Origin of the sequence: Pseudomonas sp. R3-56, from assembly GCF_051132075.1 — a bacterium.
Classification (GTDB): Bacteria; Pseudomonadota; Gammaproteobacteria; order Pseudomonadales; family Pseudomonadaceae; genus Aquipseudomonas.
Map to the genome: position 1 here is coordinate 5,461,690 of NZ_CP071657.1, position 17,156 is coordinate 5,478,845.

20 protein-coding genes are annotated in these 17,156 nt (G+C 62.1%); 19 read left to right on the forward strand and 1 reads right to left on the reverse strand.

The genetic code is table 11. The features are described 5' to 3' along the window. The first annotated feature begins 41 nt into the window (after positions 1-41). The 9 genes from J3P96_RS24820 (at position 42) to J3P96_RS24860 (ending at position 6,796) form a co-directional block, all read left to right on the forward strand. Positions 42-377 (forward strand): type II toxin-antitoxin system RelE/ParE family toxin, encoded by a 336-nt coding sequence (locus J3P96_RS24820; protein WP_434626322.1) that lies wholly within the window; start codon positions 42-44, stop codon positions 375-377. A gap of 4 nt (positions 378-381) precedes the next feature. Further along, positions 382-705 (forward strand): DNA-binding protein, encoded by a 324-nt coding sequence (locus J3P96_RS24825; RefSeq protein WP_434626323.1) that lies wholly within the window; start codon positions 382-384, stop codon positions 703-705. A gap of 195 nt (positions 706-900) precedes the next feature. Further along, the gene (locus J3P96_RS24830; protein ID WP_434653783.1) at positions 901-1,299 is read left to right on the forward strand and encodes a DUF2946 domain-containing protein; all 399 of its coding nucleotides are present in this window, start codon (positions 901-903) and stop codon (positions 1,297-1,299) included. Positions 1,300-1,345: 46 nt separating this feature from the next. Then, on the forward strand, positions 1,346-1,825 hold the full coding sequence (locus tag J3P96_RS24835) for a copper chaperone PCu(A)C (RefSeq protein WP_434653784.1): 480 nt from the start codon (positions 1,346-1,348) through the stop codon (positions 1,823-1,825). A 57-nt stretch (positions 1,826-1,882) separates the two neighbouring features. After that, positions 1,883-2,272: a DUF2946 domain-containing protein gene (locus J3P96_RS24840; protein WP_434602691.1), complete on the forward strand. Its 390-nt coding sequence runs from the start codon at positions 1,883-1,885 to the stop codon at positions 2,270-2,272. Between the two features lie 206 nt (positions 2,273-2,478). Then, positions 2,479-3,858 carry a PepSY-associated TM helix domain-containing protein gene (locus tag J3P96_RS24845; protein ID WP_434653785.1) on the forward strand — a complete coding sequence of 460 codons (1,380 nt, stop codon included), beginning with the start codon at positions 2,479-2,481 and terminating at the stop codon, positions 3,856-3,858. A gap of 198 nt (positions 3,859-4,056) precedes the next feature. Beyond that, on the forward strand, positions 4,057-4,845 hold the full coding sequence (locus tag J3P96_RS24850) for an ABC transporter ATP-binding protein (RefSeq protein ID WP_434653786.1): 789 nt from the start codon (positions 4,057-4,059) through the stop codon (positions 4,843-4,845). Continuing rightward, entirely contained in the window at positions 4,842-5,789 is a 948-nt protein-coding gene (locus J3P96_RS24855) for an ABC transporter substrate-binding protein (protein ID WP_434653787.1), read from the forward strand. Before J3P96_RS24850 ends, J3P96_RS24855 begins: the two co-directional genes overlap by 4 nt. Then, on the forward strand, positions 5,786-6,796 hold the full coding sequence (locus J3P96_RS24860; protein ID WP_434653788.1) for a FecCD family ABC transporter permease: 1,011 nt from the start codon (positions 5,786-5,788) through the stop codon (positions 6,794-6,796). Before J3P96_RS24855 ends, J3P96_RS24860 begins: the two co-directional genes overlap by 4 nt. Here J3P96_RS24860 and J3P96_RS24865 read toward each other — a convergent pair. Then, positions 6,771-8,408, reverse strand: coding sequence for a class I SAM-dependent methyltransferase (locus tag J3P96_RS24865; protein ID WP_434653789.1), 1,638 nt, complete (start codon positions 8,406-8,408; stop codon positions 6,771-6,773). The two genes, J3P96_RS24860 and J3P96_RS24865, sit on opposite strands and share 26 nt — an antisense overlap. Before the next feature lie 170 nt (positions 8,409-8,578). Between J3P96_RS24865 and urtA the strand changes: the two genes are divergently transcribed. The 10 genes from urtA to J3P96_RS24915 all read left to right on the forward strand — a co-directional run bounded on the left by urtA (position 8,579) and on the right by J3P96_RS24915 (position 17,025). Next, on the forward strand, positions 8,579-9,844 hold the full coding sequence (urtA, locus tag J3P96_RS24870; protein ID WP_025211599.1) for an urea ABC transporter substrate-binding protein: 1,266 nt from the start codon (positions 8,579-8,581) through the stop codon (positions 9,842-9,844). A 174-nt stretch (positions 9,845-10,018) separates the two neighbouring features. After that, positions 10,019-11,521 carry an urea ABC transporter permease subunit UrtB gene (urtB, locus tag J3P96_RS24875; protein WP_434653790.1) on the forward strand — a complete coding sequence of 501 codons (1,503 nt, stop codon included), beginning with the start codon at positions 10,019-10,021 and terminating at the stop codon, positions 11,519-11,521. Further along, positions 11,521-12,597 (forward strand): urea ABC transporter permease subunit UrtC, encoded by a 1,077-nt coding sequence (gene urtC / locus J3P96_RS24880; protein WP_434626335.1) that lies wholly within the window; start codon positions 11,521-11,523, stop codon positions 12,595-12,597. The genes urtB and urtC overlap by 1 nt, the downstream gene beginning before the upstream one ends. Beyond that, positions 12,597-13,469 carry an urea ABC transporter ATP-binding protein UrtD gene (urtD, locus tag J3P96_RS24885; protein WP_434658325.1) on the forward strand — a complete coding sequence of 291 codons (873 nt, stop codon included), beginning with the start codon at positions 12,597-12,599 and terminating at the stop codon, positions 13,467-13,469. The genes urtC and urtD overlap by 1 nt, the downstream gene beginning before the upstream one ends. Before the next feature lie 141 nt (positions 13,470-13,610). Continuing rightward, positions 13,611-14,309: an urea ABC transporter ATP-binding subunit UrtE gene (gene urtE / locus J3P96_RS24890; RefSeq protein WP_434653791.1), complete on the forward strand. Its 699-nt coding sequence runs from the start codon at positions 13,611-13,613 to the stop codon at positions 14,307-14,309. A 30-nt stretch (positions 14,310-14,339) separates the two neighbouring features. Continuing rightward, on the forward strand, positions 14,340-15,182 hold the full coding sequence (locus J3P96_RS24895; RefSeq protein ID WP_434653792.1) for an urease accessory protein UreD: 843 nt from the start codon (positions 14,340-14,342) through the stop codon (positions 15,180-15,182). Between the two features lie 153 nt (positions 15,183-15,335). Continuing rightward, complete coding sequence (gene ureA / locus J3P96_RS24900) at positions 15,336-15,638, forward strand: urease subunit gamma (RefSeq protein WP_003197350.1); 303 nt, start codon at positions 15,336-15,338, stop codon at positions 15,636-15,638. A 9-nt stretch (positions 15,639-15,647) separates the two neighbouring features. Beyond that, positions 15,648-16,181 carry a GNAT family N-acetyltransferase gene (locus tag J3P96_RS24905; protein ID WP_434653793.1) on the forward strand — a complete coding sequence of 178 codons (534 nt, stop codon included), beginning with the start codon at positions 15,648-15,650 and terminating at the stop codon, positions 16,179-16,181. A 5-nt stretch (positions 16,182-16,186) separates the two neighbouring features. Continuing rightward, a complete protein-coding gene (locus tag J3P96_RS24910; protein ID WP_434653794.1) occupies positions 16,187-16,720 on the forward strand; it encodes a GNAT family N-acetyltransferase in 534 nt (177 codons plus the stop codon). Continuing rightward, complete coding sequence (locus tag J3P96_RS24915; RefSeq protein ID WP_434653795.1) at positions 16,717-17,025, forward strand: urease subunit beta; 309 nt, start codon at positions 16,717-16,719, stop codon at positions 17,023-17,025. The genes J3P96_RS24910 and J3P96_RS24915 overlap by 4 nt, the downstream gene beginning before the upstream one ends. Positions 17,026-17,156: the final 131 nt, after the last annotated feature.

Here is a 17,156-nt window from a genome sequence, read left to right on the forward strand (position 1 = left end):
TTGCATGAACAGTAACCTATTTGTTACCTTCAGGGCCGCGCATGATCAAACTCGAAGAATATTTGCAAGACAACGACACTAGCCCTTTCAAGCGTTGGTTTTCCAGCCTGGACGCCCAAGCGGCCTTCAAGGTCTCTAACGCATTGATGCGCCTGGAGCTGGGCAACACGTCAAATATCAAGTGGTTCGACGGATTGGGCGAGTTCCGTATCAACTGGGGTCCAGGTTATCGGATTTACCTGATCCAAGAAGGAAAGCGCCTGATCATCCTGTTTGGCGGGGGTGACAAGTCCAGTCAGAAAAAAGACGTCAAGCAGGCGAAAACGCTTGTTGCCGAATTCCAGGTCCGAAAAAAAGCAGAAAGGCACACGAGGTAACGCAATGGCTCTCACACGCAGCTACAAACATACAATTGCCGAACGCGCCCAGCGAGATCCTGAGTTTGCCCAGATCCTGCTGGACGAGGCCGCAACCTTGTTTTTAAACGGAGAACCCGAGATGGCGAGGATGATTCTTCGCGATCTTGTTAACGCCACCGTGGGATTCGAAGAACTGGCAAAGGAAACGTCCAGACCCAGTAAAAGCCTGCACCGGATGCTTTCAGCCAAAGGTAATCCAAGCATGGATAACCTGGCCGCGATATTTGCGGTCATCCGTACCACTTTGGGAGTCGACATGCAGGTACATGCCGTACCGGCGCATTGAGACTGCCCGAACGGGAGGCATCGGGTGTGTCCCAAACCAGAAGCAAGACTACTTATTTAAAAAGCACCCATTTGAAAATCCATTGCTACTGTTAACACCAGCCCTGCGACCCTACACCGCACGTGGCCTTTTTACTTCTGGACACCGATCAGGCTAAATACCGCCACCTGATCGCCCAACCGAGCGGATTGCCCCATGTCCCGACAACGGCTTGCATTTGCCTGGATCGCCTGCTTCGCAGTGCTGTTCAACATGCTTGCCATGCCGCTTTCCAGCAGCGCCGGCGCGACCGCCAGTACGCCAGCGGAACAAATGCTGTGGGGCAGTTTCTGCTCATCCAGCGGCACGAAGATGCTGGCGGTTTCCCTCGGCAAGCTGGAACAAGGCACGCCACAAAAAGACAATCACTCGACGATGCAGCATTGCTGGTGCTGCTCAGGCCCGGCGCCGCTGATGGCGCTCGCCGGGCACGCCCCGCAGTTGTATCTGGACGCACAACGGGCCGATCGCGGTACGGCCCACGCAAAGCTCGACAGCCCGACCCCGCGCCAGCAATGGCCCAGCCTCAACCCCCGTGCTTCGCCTCTGGCCTGATTCTTCCCGCATGAAACTGCGTCCTGAATCGTTCCGGAGAATTGCCATGTTGAACCGACTCATCCTGCTGGCGGCCCTGCTGCTCCCGGTTGGCTTCGCCCAGGCCCACCAGTACAAGGCCGCCGAGCTTGAGATCGCCCATCCGTGGTCCCAGGAGTTGCCGCCCAACGCGCCAACCGTGGCCGCGTACTTCGTGATTCACAACGGCGGCGCCACCGCCGACAAACTGCTCGGCGTCGACTCGCCGATTGCCGGCAAGGCCGAGCTCCATGAACATGTGATGCAAAACGACCTGATGAAAATGCAACCGGTGCCCGTCGTCGCCATCGCCCCCGGTGCGACCGTCACCTTCGCGCCGATGGCCTATCACGTGATGTTGCTGGACCTGAAGGACCGCAGCCTGCTCAGCGACGGCAAACGTTTCCCCATGACCCTGCATTTCGAAAAGGCTGGGGACGTGACGGTGAATGTCGCGGTGCAGAAAAAAGCACCCGACGGCACCAAGACACACCAGCACGCCCAGTAGACGTAGCCGCCTATGCAACCTCGTCGCGCCAGCCCGTCCAGGCACCGCCGTCAGCCCATGAGCCTGACACGCGGCAGCTGGATCAGCCTGTTCGCCATGCTGATGATCTTTATCGGACCACTGGTTTCCCAGTCGATGCCGATGGATCAGCGCATGTCCATGCCTGTGTCCGTGAGCATGGAAATGGAGATGAGCATGGACATGCCGGTGCATGAAGCGCCGGCGGCCGAGCACTGCGCGCCCCAGAGCGAACACCACGCGTTATGGGAAAAATGCGGTTATTGCAGCCTGCTGTTCAACTGCCCGGCGCTGCCTGGCGGCCACACATTCGCCGTCTTCGACACCCCTCCCAGCCACACCTACACCAGCCCTTCCCCGCGCCTGGGTCATGCCCGGCCGGCGTTCTTTCCCGGCGCCCGCACCCGCGCACCGCCACTCGACGCGTAAGCCCGCACCTGCTCACCCGGTCGCAAAGGACAGCCCAACGCTGCCCTGGACACGGATGAGTGCCTGACATCTGGGCCGAAGCAAACATAAAACCCGTGGGAGCGAGCCTGCTCGCGAAAGCTTTCGCGAGCAGGCTCGCTCCCACAGAGGTTGCATCGCTCAGCCGATATTTGAAGAACCGAATTTGCCCTGCGGAGCGCTTTGCAATGAGCCAACCGAAACCCAATTTCTACAACCTGGCCTGGCGCTGGCATTTTTATGCCGGGCTGTTCGTGGCGCCGTTCATGGTGATGCTGGCCCTGACCGGGATCATCTACCTGTTCAAGCCGCAACTCGATCCGTTGATGTACGGCAACCTGCTGAACGTACCGGCCGGGCATCACAGCCTGGCGGCGGACGACCTGCTCAAGCAGGTCCGCCAGGCCTACCCAGGAGGCCAGGTCAAACAGTACCTGCCGCCGATCAACGCCGAGCGCAGCGCGCAATTCGTGGTGATCGACAAGGGTCGGGAGCTGAATGTGTTCATCGACCCGTACCACGGCGACGTGCTCGGCGAGCAGGACGCGAAAGACAACCTGCAAGCCATGGCCCGGGCGATTCACGGTGAATTGCTGATCGGCACCGTCGGTGACCGGCTGGTGGAAATGGCTGCCGGCTGGGGCGTGGTGCTGGTGGTTTCCGGAATGTACCTGTGGTGGCCGCGCGGGCAATCCTCGGCCGGCGTGCTGTGGCCGCGCTGGAGTGCTCGCGGTCGGGTGTTCTGGCGCGACTTGCACATCGTTGTCGGTTTCTGGGGCGCGGCGTTCCTGTTGGTGATGCTGCTCAGCGGCATGACCTGGACCGGCTTCTGGGGCAAGCAGTACGCGGACCTGTGGAACCGCTTCCCGGCGGCGATGTGGAACGACGTACCGAAGTCCGACATCGAGGCCGGCAGCCTCAACAATGCCCATCGCCAGACCGTGCCCTGGGCGGTGGAGAACACACCAATGCCGACGTCCGGCGACCACGCCGAGCACATGGCCCACGGCGGCATGCACGAAGGCCCCGCCGCACCCACCGTCAGCCTGCAAGCGGTGCAGGACATCGCCACCGGGCGCAAGGTCGAGCCCGGATACAGCATCACCCTGCCAACGACCGCCTCGGGCGTATTCACCATCGCCGTGTTCGCCGATGACCCGCGCAACGACGCGACCCTGCACGTCGACCAGTACACAGGAAAAGTCCTGGCCGATGTGCGCTGGGAGCACTACAACCTCGTTGCCCGCGCCACTGAAACCGGGGTGATGCTGCACGAAGGCAAGATGTTCGGTCCGGTGAACCAGATCATCGTCCTGCTGATCTGCCTGATGATCCTGCTCAGCGCCGTGAGCGGAATGGTGATCTGGTGGAAACGCCGGCCCCAGGGCAAGTTCGGCGTGCCGCCACTGCGCCACGACCTGCCGACGTGGAAGACCGGTGTGTTCATCATGTTGGCCCTGGCGGTGGTGTTCCCGTTGGTGGGGGCGTCGCTGGTGGTGGTGTGGCTGTTGGACCGGCTTGTTACCCGGTTCAATCGCCAGCCTGAGGCCGCTTCATCTTCAAGCTGAGAATTGCGCGTTAACGGAAAGCGGCGCGAAACCTCTACAATCGCGGCGCTCTCCGGCTGTAACCACAGCCAAACCGTGGGAGCGAGCCTGCTCGCGAAAGCGCTGAATCAGCCAACAGTGATGTGACTGACCTATCGCCTTCGCGAGCAGGCTCGCTCCCACAGGGTTGGGTGTCGATCCGATAATCTGAGTAAATGCATGACCTCGCTAACCCTCTCCCACCTCGCCTGGACCCCGCAGGGCCATGGCCACTGCCATCACCAGTTCCAACTGCGTGATGCCACGTTGCAGGTGGCGGCCGGGGAATTTGTCGGGTTGATCGGGCCCAACGGCAGCGGCAAGACCAGCCTGTTGCGCTGCGCCTACCGCTTCAGCCGGCCAGAAAGCGGCGAGGTCAGACTCGAACACCACAACGTCTGGAAACAGCCCTCGCGCTGGTGCGCCCAACGCATCGCCGTGGTGCTGCAAGAGTTTCCCGACGCCTTCGGCCTGACGGTGGATGAGGTGGTCGCGATGGGGCGCACGCCGCACAAGGGTCTGTTCGATGGTGACAATCAGGAAGATCGCCGACTGGTGCTCCAGGCATTGGAGTCGGCCGGGCTTGCAGGCTTTGGCGACCATGCATTCGCCACGCTCTCGGGCGGTGAGAAGCAACGGGTGATCCTCGCACGCGCCCTGGCCCAGCAGCCGCAGTTGCTGATCCTCGACGAACCGACCAATCACCTCGACCCGCGCTATCAATTGCAGTTGCTGCAACTGATCAAGGGCCTGGGCATCGGCACCCTCGCCAGCATTCATGACCTGAACCTTGCCGCCGCGTTCTGCGACCGCCTGTACGTGATCGAACACGGGCGCATCGTCGCCAGCGGCACGCCCAGGGACGTCCTCACTGTAGACCTGTTGCGCGAAGTGTTCGGCGTCGCGGCCCTGGTGGACGAACACCCGCTGGCCGGCTACCCACGAATCACCTGGATAACCCAACCATGATCCTGCGTCCCCTGCTGTTGCTTCCGTTATTGCTGGCAAGTTTGCATGTCCAGGCCGAGGCCAGCCGCTACCCGCTGACGATCCAGAGCTGCAACCGCCAGGTGGTGTTCAACGAGGCCCCTCGGCACGCCGTCAGCCATGACATCAACATGACCCAGATGATGCTGGCCCTGGGGCTAAAGCCACGCATGGTTGGCTACAGCGGCATCAGCGGCTGGAAATCGGTGACGCCGGACATGGCCAGGATCCTCGATGGCCTGCCGGAACTGGCCGCCAAATATCCCTCGGTGGAAACCCTGCTCGACGCCAACGTCGATTTCTTCTTCGCCGGTTGGGACTATGGCATGCGCGTCGGCGGCGACCTGACTCCACAGACCCTGCAACCGCTGGGCATCAACGTCTACGAACTGACCGAGTCCTGCGCGTTCGTGATGAAACGTCCGGCGGCCTCGCTGGAGGACACCTACAACGACCTGCGCAACCTTGGAAAAATCTTCGACGTGCAGGATCGCGCCAACGCGCTGATCGCCACGATGCAGGCCCAGGTGGCCGAAGTGCGCAAGCACCTGCCAACCCGACAACCGCGGGTGTTCCTGTATGACAGCGGCGAAGACCGGGCCATGACCTCCGGCCGCCTGGGCATGCCCCAGGCCCTGATCGACGCGGCCGGTGGACGCAACATTCTGGATGACGTGGACGCCAGTTGGACCCGCGTCAACTGGGAGAACGTGGTGGAGCGCAATCCCCAGGTCATCGTGATCGTCGATTATGGCGAAGTCAGCGCCGAGCAGAAACAGCAATTCCTGTTGAGCAACCCGGCCCTGCAATCAGTCGATGCGATCAAGCACCGGCGCTTCGTCGTGATCCCTTACGTACAGGCCACGCCAGGTATCGATAACGTGCTGGCGGTGCAAACCCTGGCGCAGAGTTTCCACAGCCAATGAACAATCGTCGCTATGGTGCACTGCTGCTACTGCTCGGCGCGCTGCTGCTGGTGTCGTGCGTGGTGTCGCTGGGTTTCGGGCCGGCGCGGGTACCGGTGGCCGTGGTCTGGGATCTGCTGCTGCACAAGGCCTTCGGTGTCGGCGAGGTGCATTGGACAGCCGGCCAGGAGCATATCGTCTGGCTGATCCGCGTCCCGCGCCTGCTGCTCGGGGCGCTGGTAGGCGCAGGCTTGGCGTTGATCGGCGCGGTGCTGCAAGCGGTGACACGCAACCCGCTGGCCGATCCGCACCTGCTTGGCGTCACCTCCGGCGCCACCCTCGGGGCGGTCATCGTGGTGTTGCATGTCGGCGAGATCATCGGCTTGCTGACCCTGCCACTGGCCGCCTTCATCGGCGCGCTGTTGAGTATGTTGCTAGTGCTGGCCATCGCTGCCCGCCAGGGCCGCCTGGAGAGCGATCGCCTGCTGCTCTGCGGCGTAGCGGTGTCGTTCGTGATGATGGCGGCGGCCAACCTGCTGCTGTTCCTCGGTGACCATCGCGCCAGTTCGGCGGTGATGTTCTGGATGCTCGGCGGCCTGGGCCTGGCACGCTGGGAACTGCTCGCGGTGCCAGCCGCCAGTGTATTGCTGGGGCTGGTGTTGCTGCTGGGCATGGCCCGGCCGTTGAACGCGCTGATGGCCGGGGAGCAGACCGCCGTAACCCTGGGGCTGAACGCGGCAAAGGTGCGATTATGGATCTTCCTGATTGCGTCGCTGATGACCGGCGTACTGGTGTCCATCAGCGGCTCGATCGGTTTTGTCGGGCTGATGGTGCCCCACATCGCGCGACGCCTGGTGGGCGCCGAGCATCGTCGGCTGCTGCCGGCCTGCGTGCTGCTGGGCAGCCTGTTCCTGGTATGGGTGGACGTGGCGGCTCGCACGCTGATCGCGCCGGAGGATTTGCCGATCGGGGTCGCTACAGCCGCTATCGGTGGGCTGTTCTTTATTGGTCTGATGCGCCGTCGCTGAAAAGATGCTTCTTCTTGTACACGCCGAATAGCTCGGTACCAAGGCCGCCATTTCGAAAATGCTCCAGCTCCGCTCGAACCATATCAATGACCAACGCCCGGTCCTCGGCCTTTGCAAGATTAAAATTTCCACTGTAGGCGAGATTGACCATTCGCCAGAGGAAGCAGTTGGTACGGTAAACATCTACCGGCTTGAGCCAACGTTCGAGGAGCGCGGTAATTTCCTCACTTCGAATACCCTCGAAGCACCCGATCGAGTGGTCCTTGTCTGGAATTACAGCATCGACAACCTGGGTATCGGCGTTCAGCCGGTAGCGTGCCGGCAATGCCGAGAACGCGGCATCAGCCGCAATTATTGCCTCAGGCCACAAGCGATTGCCATTGCGCCCCACGGCCTCACCCACACTCCAGAACTCGCCATCGTTTTTCAAACTGTGGGAGATAAAGAGCATCACTTTTTCCAGCTCGATCAAATGGTGCAATGCCGAGACGCAGATAATAACGTCCCACTGCTCACCGGTAGGCACCAGGTTATTCGCATCGGCCACGATCAGATCGAGGCCGACCCCTGAAGAAAACTGCTTCGCCGCGATGTGAAGCAGGTCTTCATTGATATCCAGCAGTGACCATTCCACGCCTTCCGGAACAGCCGCCGACAGACCAGCTTCTATCCGCGCGGCACCACTGCAGATCGACAGGACTTTTATTGCACCGTGATCACTGACTTTCCGACGTAGCCTTGCTTGAAAGTCGGGCGGCGTTTGCGGGACGTTCGCCCTCAGCATACGAGTGGCATAGGAGTAGGCGACCTCTCCTTCAAACGGCTCCGGAATCACCATCTCGGACCGGGCATCCTGCCCTTGCGCCGGAGCCAGTCCATTCAATCGGCGAACGTTGCGAGCAACGCCCATGGCCGCTTCACTCTGTCGCTCCTGAACGTTCGAGTAAAACTCGTTCCGGTAGACGCTACTGAAGTGTGCTATCTCGTTTTTCACGCGCATCTGATGGTGTGTTTTCGCCAGGAGAAGCTTCATCACTCCTTCCCTGGCAACGCACAAGTCAGCTATCGCCAACCAGTCGGCTGTAGGGTCATTTTTGGCCCCTGGCCCGCACGTTACCAAGAGACGGCCACGCTTCCCCGCCAACCAAGCCAGATCCAGATCGACCAACCGCCATTCCGACGGCGTAGATCCTCCGCAAATATGAAAGATCCCGAGTGGAAATTCGGTTTGACCTGGATCATCGACAAAAACAACTGAACACGTGAGCCCGTCGACACTGATGCCTGGCAGCGCTGCCGAAAAACGAATGTAGAGTCTGGAATCGGAAAACACATCCAGCTGGCTACTTCGCAGATGTTCCCCGGCGGTGAGAATCAGCGAATATCTCGCTTCTCGCAAATGCGTCACGTGCATCCATTGCGGATGCCCGACCGGTTTGACTTCAGGCAACACGGCGAATGCTGCCGTCTCGTCGAGAAGAAAATAGCTTGCAGCGCCAGAGTCATTCAAACGGCTTTTCTCACTTCGCAATGGCAGAAGAGTCAGCATAGTCGGGCGGGCGATAATTTCACCTTGGCTCAACCTCATCCGCGCCCCAATGCGGAGCGCCATCCTGCACCAGCATCAGCGATGTGGTCGCTGATGGTGCATCGTCACTTCCCTCTCTCGCCGTCGACCCCGCATTTCAAAGCTTTTCCCCGACCGGGCACACCCCTTGCAAAAGCGCTTTCAGCGTTTGCATCTGCCATCCAGAAAAACATAAAGACCACGGAGATCGCACAATGAAGCGTCGTAGCTTGATCAAGGCTTTTACACTCTCGGCAAGCATTGCCGCGATGGGCATGGCCTGGACCGTCCAGGCCGCCGAGACCATCAAGGTCGGCATCCTGCATTCGTTGTCCGGGACCATGGCGATCTCCGAAACGTCCCTCAAGGACATGGCGTTGATGACCATTGACGAGATCAACGCCAAGGGTGGCGTGAACGGCAAGAAGCTTGAAGCGGTGGTCGTGGACCCGGCATCGAACTGGCCGCTGTTCGCTGAAAAGGGCCGCCAGTTGCTGACCCAGGACAAGGTCGCCGTGGTGTTCGGCTGCTGGACCTCGGTGTCGCGCAAATCCGTGTTGCCGGTATTCGAAGAACTCAACGGCCTGCTGTTCTATCCGGTGCAGTACGAAGGCGAAGAGATGTCGCCGAACGTTTTCTACACCGGCGCCGCGCCAAACCAACAGGCGATCCCGGCGGTGGAATACCTGATGAGCGAAGAAGGCGGCAGCGCCAAGCGCTACTTCCTGCTCGGCACCGACTACGTCTATCCGCGCACCACCAACAAGATCCTGCGTTCGTTCCTGCATTCCAAAGGCGTGGCGGACAAGGATATCGAAGAGGTCTACACCCCGTTCGGCCACAGCGATTACCAGACCATCGTCGCCAACATCAAGAAATTCTCTGCCGGCGGCAAGACTGCCGTCATCTCCACGGTCAATGGCGATTCCAACGTACCGTTTTATAAAGAGCTGGCGAACCAGGGCTTGAAAGCCACCGATGTACCGGTCGTGGCCTTCTCGGTGGGCGAAGAGGAACTGCGCGGCATCGACACCAAACCGCTGGTGGGTAACCTGGCGGCGTGGAACTACTTCGAATCCGTGGATAACCCGGCGAACAAGAAGTTCGTCGATTCGTGGAAAGCCTACGCCAAGGCCAAGAACCTGCCGGGCGCCGACAAAGCGGTAACCAACGACCCGATGGAAGCCACCTACGTCGGCATCCACATGTGGGCGCAAGCGGTGGAAAAAGCCAAGTCCACCGATGTCGACAAAGTCCGCGAAGCCCTGGCCGGCCAGACCTTCGCCGCGCCGTCGGGCTACACCCTGACCATGGACAAGACCAACCACCACCTGCACAAGCCGGTGATGATCGGCGAGATCCAGGCCGACGGTCAGTTCAACGTGGTCTGGCAGACCGAAGGTCCGATCCGCGCGCAACCGTGGAGCCCGTTCATCGCCGGCAACGACAAGAAGCCTGACTATGCGGTGAAGAGCAACTGAGCCCATGGGTGTCGGTCCGAGCACGACGCTCAGGGCCGACACAACTCCCTGTGGGAGCGAGCTTGCTCCGGGCGGCGATCCGACGATAGCGGACTCAATTCAATATTGATGAAACTGAACCACCGCCATCGCGAGCAAGCTCGCTCCCACATTGTCCGCGTAAGGCGACTCGCTATGCCCACCGCCCTTTACCGCCTCATCCTCGCCTTGGCATTGCTGCTGCCATTGACGACCCACGCCGACGAAGCCGAAGACTTCGTCGCCGCCAACCCGACCCAGCAGGCCAAGCTCCTGGAAGCCTGGGCCGCGCAGCCCGACCCGGCACGCGTCGAATTGATCAATGCCCTGCAGCAAGGCCAATTGACCATCGACGGCCAGCCAAAGACCCTGCGCCTGAACAACCGTTTGCGAGGGCTGATCGAAACCGCTCTCGCCAGCCACCAGCTACTCGCCGTGGACGCCCGCGTACGCCTGGCTGCCGCGCAGCAATTGCAAAAAAGTGCCCGCCCCGCGCAACTGGCGTTCCTTGACCGGCAACTGGCCGGCGAGCAGGACGAAGACGTGCATGCCGCCCTGAGCCTGGCCCTGGCGAACCTGCAACTGGTGGATGCCAATCCTGCCGTGCGCCTGGCCGCCGTCCGCCTGTTGGGGGAAACCGGCGACCCGCTGGCCCGCACCCGCCTGGAAGCCCTGCTCGAACCCGGCGTCGAAACCGATGCCGCCGTGCGCACCGCCGCCGAAACGAGCCTCGGCCAGGTCAAGCGCAAACTGCTTATCGGCGAGTTGCTGGGCCAGGCCTTCAGCGGCATGTCCCTGGGCTCGATCCTGCTGCTCGCCGCCCTCGGCCTGGCAATCACCTTCGGCCTGCTCGGGGTGATCAACATGGCCCACGGCGAGATGCTGATGCTCGGCGCCTACTCCACGTATGTGGTGCAGATGCTGTTCCAGCGCTTCGCCCCGAACGCCATCGAGTTCTACCCGCTGATCGCCCTGCCGGTGGCGTTTTTCATCACCGCGGCCATCGGCATGGCCCTGGAGCGCACGGTGATCCGCCACCTCTACGGACGCCCGCTGGAAACCCTGCTCGCTACCTGGGGCATCAGCCTGATGCTGATTCAGCTGGTGCGCCTGGTGTTCGGCGCGCAGAACGTCGAAGTCGCCAACCCGGCCTGGCTCTCGGGTGGGATCCAGGTGCTGCCGAACCTGGTGCTGCCGTACAACCGCATCGTGATCATCGCCTTCGCGCTGTTCGTGGTGGTCCTGACCTGGCTGTTGCTGAACAAGACGCGCCTGGGCCTGAACGTGCGCGCCGTGACCCAGAACCGCAACATGGCCGCCTGCTGCGGCGTGCCCACCGGGCGGGTCGACATGCTCGCTTTCGGCCTTGGCTCGGGCATCGCCGGGCTCGGCGGCGTGGCTTTGAGCCAGATCGGCAACGTCGGCCCGGACCTGGGCCAGAGCTACATCATCGACTCGTTCCTGGTGGTTGTACTCGGCGGCGTCGGCCAACTGGCCGGCAGCGTGTTCGCCGCGTTCGGCCTGGGCATCGCCAACAAGATCCTCGAACCGCAGATCGGCGCCGTGCTCGGCAAGATCCTGATCCTTGCGCTGATCATTCTGTTCATCCAGAAGCGTCCGCAAGGTCTCTTCGCGCTTAAAGGACGGGTAATCGACTGATGAACCAGCCCCTGATGCTCACGGCCACACAAAAGGCCGGTCCCAAACTCACCGTTGCCGTCGGCGCGGTGATCCTCGCCGTGCTGCTGAGCCTGCCGTTGCTGTCGTTGCTGGCGGCGGACAATCCGCTGCACATCTCGGCCTACACGCTGACCCTGGTGGGCAAGATCCTCTGCTATGCCATCGTCGCCCTGGCGCTGGACCTGGTCTGGGGCTACGCCGGCCTGCTCTCCCTCGGCCACGGCCTGTTCTTCGCCCTGGGCGGCTACGCCATGGGCATGTACCTGATGCGCCAGGCCGCCGGTGACGGCCTTCCGGCATTCATGACGTTTTTGTCGTGGACCGAACTGCCCTGGTACTGGGCCGGGACCGACAGTTTCCTCTGGGCGCTGTGCCTGGTGGTGTTGGCACCGGGTTTGCTGGCACTGGTTTTCGGCTTCTTCGCGTTTCGCTCGCGGATCAAGGGCGTGTATTTCTCGATCATGACCCAGGCCCTTACCTTCGCCGGGATGCTGCTGTTTTTCCGCAACGAGACGGGTTTTGGCGGCAATAACGGCTTCACCAATTTCCGTTCGATCCTGGGCTTTGGCATCACCGAGCCGGGCACCCGCGCGGTGCTGTTTTTTGCCACGGTGCTGTTGCTGGTGGCGAGCCTGTTCATCGGTTGGCGCCTGGCCCGCAGCAAGTTCGGACGGGTGCTGACGGCCCTGCGCGATGCGGAAAACCGCCTGATGTTCTGCGGCTACGATCCCCGTGGTTTCAAGCTGTTCGTCTGGGTGTTGAGCGCAGTGTTGTGCGGCCTGGCGGGGGCGCTGTACGTGCCGCAGGTGGGCATCATCAACCCCAGCGAAATGTCGCCAACCAACTCAATCGAAGCTGCCGTGTGGGTGGCCCTTGGCGGGCGCGGCACGCTGATCGGACCGCTGCTGGGCGCTGGCGTGGTTAATGGCATGAAGAGCTGGTTCACCGTGGCGTTTCCTGAGTACTGGCTGTTCTTCCTCGGCGCGTTGTTCATTGTCGTGACGCTGTATCTGCCCAAGGGCGTGATCGGCTTGCTGAAGAAAAGGGGCGAATGATGCGAATCACACCCACGGCGGACTTCATGCTCGAACCGATTATCGAGCCCCCTGTCGATGCCAATCGGGACCAAGGCAGCAGCCGCGATGCGATCGGCCTCGGCCAAGCCGCTGGCGTGGGCCTGGACACCCGCCACGGCACCATCCTGACCCTGGAAGACATCAGCGTCAGCTTCGACGGCTTCAAGGCGCTCAACGATCTGAACCTGTACATCGGCGTCGGCGAATTGCGCTGCATCATCGGCCCCAACGGTGCCGGCAAGACCACCTTGATGGACGTCATTACCGGCAAGACCCGGCCCAGCCACGGCAAGGCCTGGTTTGGCGAAACCCTGGACCTGACCAGCATGAGCGAAGTGCAGATTGCCCAGGCCGGTATCGGCCGCAAGTTCCAGAAGCCGACGGTGTTCGAAGCCTTGAGCGTGTTCGAGAACCTGGAGCTGGCGCTCAAGACCGACAAATCGGTATGGGCCAGCCTGCGGGCGAAACTGACCGGCGAGCAACATGACCGTATCGGCGAAGTGCTCGAAACCATCCGCCTCACCGCCTCGGTCAATCGCGCCGCCGGGTTGCTGTCTCACGGGCAGAAGCAATTTCTCGAGATCGGCATGCTGCTGGTCCAGGACCCGCAGCTGCTGCTGCTCGACGAGCCGGTGGCGGGCATGACCGACGCCGAGACCGACTTCACCGCCGAGCTGTTCAAGTCCCTGGCCGGCAAACATTCGCTGATGGTGGTGGAACACGATATGGGCTTTGTCGGCGCGATCGCCGATCACGTCACCGTGCTGCACCAGGGCAGTGTGCTGGCCGAAGGGTCGCTGGAGCAGGTGCAGGCCGATGAGCGGGTGATCGAGGTGTATCTCGGTCGATGAGGCGATAGAAGTTGCTTTCCTGTGGGAGCGAGCCTGCTCGCGAAGCAACGGAACATTCAACATGAATATCGACTGACACATCGCTTTCGCGAGCAGGCTCGCTCCCACAAGGGGCATAAGGGGCATAAGGGGATTCAAACAATGCTGCAAGTCGACAAGCTGCACCAGTACTACGGCGGTAGCCACATCCTGCGGGGCCTGTCGTTCGACGTGAAGGTCGGCGAGGTGACGTGCCTGCTGGGCCGCAACGGTGTGGGCAAGACCACCCTGCTCAAATGCCTGATGGGCCTGCTGCCGGCCAAGGAAGGCGTGGTGAGTTGGGAAGGCAAGGCCATCACCGGCTTAAAGCCGCACCAGCGGGTACATGCCGGCATCGCCTATGTGCCCCAGGGCCGGGAAATTTTCGCTCGGCTGACGGTGGAAGAAAACCTGCTGATGGGCCTGTCGCGTTTTCCGGGTTCCGAGGCCAAGGAAGTACCGGCCTTCATCTATGAACTGTTCCCAGTGCTGCTACAGATGAAACAACGCCGCGGCGGTGACCTGTCTGGTGGCCAGCAACAGCAGCTCGCCATTGGCCGGGCCCTGGCCAGCCGTCCGCGCCTGCTGATTCTCGACGAGCCCACCGAAGGCATCCAGCCGTCGGTGATCAAGGAGATTGGCGTGGTGATCAGGAAACTCGCGGCCCGGGGCGACATGGCGATCTTGCTGGTGGAGCAGTTCTACGACTTCGCCGCCGAGCTGGCCGATCAGTACCTGGTGATGTCCCGGGGCGAAATTGTCCAGCAGGGTCGCGGCGAAAATATGGAGGCAGAGGGTGTGCGCGGGCTGGTAACGATCTAGTCTTGGCATCCCGACGATAATCAGAAAATCATGAATCTACCTGTATCGCCCTCCGCCCTGTTCACCCCCAGCTGGCATGCCGAGCTGGACTTGGGCTATGCCCGATTCGGCGACTGCACGCGTCCGGTCCAGCGTCGCCACAAAGGTCCACTGCGGGTGCAGAAACACCTGTACGCCGAAGGTCCCGAAGTTTGCCAGCACATCATCGTCCACCCGCCCGGCGGGATTGCCGGCGGTGATCGGCTGGACATCTCGGCTCACGTCGGCCACGGTGCCTGGGCGCAACTGACCAGCCCCGGCGCGGCCAAGTGGTACCGCGCGGCCGGCCCGGCGTACCAGCAACTGAAACTGAGCGTGGCTGGCGGTGCGACCCTGGAATGGCTGCCTCAGGAAACCATCGTCTTCAGCGCGGCCCAGGCCGAACTCAGCACCTGCATCGATCTGCAGGGCGACGCCCGGCTGTTCTACTGGGACATGGTTGCCCTCGGCCGACCGGCCAGCGGCGAACGCTTCGACCTCGGCCACTTTCAATCGCGGCTGGACATTCGCCGCGACGGCCAGTTGCTGTGGCATGAGCGCCAGCGCATTGTCGGCGGTGACGGCTTGCTCGATTCCCCCATCGGGCTGGGCGGTGATCCGGTGTTTGCGACGTTGCTGGTGACCGGCGAGATCGACAGCGAGCTGCTGGAGCGCTGCCGATCCCTCGGCCATGCCGTGCGCGGCGACCTGACCCAGTTGCCCGGCCTGGTCGTCGCCCGCTGCCTGACGAGCGAAGCGCTGCTGGCGCGCGGGTGGTTGATTGAATTGTGGCGCTTGCTCAGGCCCGCATTGCTCGGACGAGAAGCCATGCCACCGAGAATCTGGAGTACCTGAATTTGCTTTTACCTGTGGGAGCGAGCTTGCTCGCGATAGCGGTGTATCAGCCAACCATTATGTTGAATGTTCGATTGCCATCGCGAGCAAGCTCGCTCCCACAAGGGATCGGCGTTTACTGCGAAAAAATTATCTGCCCTTACTGGACTGCACATGGACCTGACCCCACGCGAAAAAGACAAGCTGCTGATCTTCACCGCCGGCCTCGTCGCCGAGCGGCGCCTGGCTCGTGGCCTGAAGCTCAACTATCCGGAAGCCATGGCCTACATTTCCGCCGCGCTGCTGGAAGGCGCTCGTGACGGCCAGACCGTGGCCGAGCTGATGCACTACGGCACAACGCTGCTGAGCCGCGAGCAGGTGATGGAAGGCATTCCGGAAATGATCCCCGAGATCCAGGTCGAGGCGACATTCCCCGACGGCACCAAACTGGTCACCGTCCACCAGCCCATCGCCTGAGGTCGCGGCATGACTTATTACATTCGTGACGCCCGCCCTGCCGACCTGCCGGCGATCCGTGACATCTACAACGATGCGGTCCTCAACACCACGGCGATCTGGAACGAACAGGCTGTGGACCTGGGCAATCGCCAGGCCTGGTTCAGCGCCCGGCAAACCCAGGGTTATCCGGTGCTGGTGATCAGCGACGCCGAAGATGACGTGCTCGGCTACGCTTCATTCGGCGACTGGCGGCCGTTCGACGGTTTCCGCCACACCGTGGAGCATTCGGTGTACGTACGCAGCGATCAACGTGGCAATGGGCTCGGCCCGTTGCTGATGAGTGCGCTGATCGAGCGCGCCAGGGCCTGCGGCAAACACGTGATGGTTGCGGCCATCGAGAGCGGCAACTCGGCGTCGATTCGCCTGCACGAGCGGGCCGGTTTTGCCATCACCGGGCAGATGCCCCAGGTGGGCACCAAGTTTGGTCGCTGGCTGGACCTGACCTTCATGCAGTTGGTCCTCAATCCCGGGGCGCTACCGCCCACCATCGACAAGGAGTGATACCGATGAACGCCGCCCAGTTGCGCCGAGTCCACGCTGAAAGCTTCGCGCATTACCGCCAGGGCTTGATTGATCTGCTGCTCGACGCCGTGGGTTATGGCGCCAGCGTGGGGTTCATGGCTGACCTCGATGCCGTCCAGGCCCGCGCCTATTTCGACGAGGTCCAGGCCAGCCTCAACCAGGGCCATCTGCTGCTGTGGGTGGTGGTCAAGGACGAGCAGGTGCAAGCCAGCGTCCAGCTCGCGCTGTGCCAGAAGGCCAACGGCCTCAACCGCGCCGAAGTGCAAAAGCTGCTGGTGCGCGGCGATGCCCGTCGCCGCGGCCTCGGCCAGCAGTTGATGAATGCCTTGGAGCTCGGTGCGCGCCAGCACCAGCGCGGCCTGCTGTACCTCGACACCGAGGCCGGTTCCGAAGCCGAGGCGTTCTACCGCGCCATGGGCTACACCCGCGTCGGCGAACTGCCCGACTACTGCCAGAGACCGGACGGGACCTACAGCCCGACCGCCATCTACTACAAGACTTTGGGGCAACCGCAATGATTCCAGGCCAGTACCAGGTCCAGCCCGGCGACATCGAACTCAACGTCGGCCGCGGTACCCTCAAGCTGAACGTCGCCAACAGCGGCGACCGGCCGATCCAGGTCGGCTCGCACTTTCATTTTTTCGAAACCAACGACGCCCTGGCCTTCGACCGCGCCGCCAGCCGAGGCATGCGCCTGAACATCCCGGCCGGCACGGCGGTGCGCTTCGAACCGGGCCAGAGCCGCGAGGTGGAACTGGTGGACCTGGCCGGGCACCGGCGGGTGTTCGGGTTCGCCGGGCGGGTCATGGGCGAATTGGACTGAAGCGCCTCTGTGGCGAGGGAGCTTGCTCCCGCTGGGCTGCGCAGCAGCCCCAAAAACCCAGGGCCGCTGCGCGCTGGAGCGCCAGCCCGGCCCAGCGGGAGCAAGCTCCCTCGCCACAATGGACTGCATAC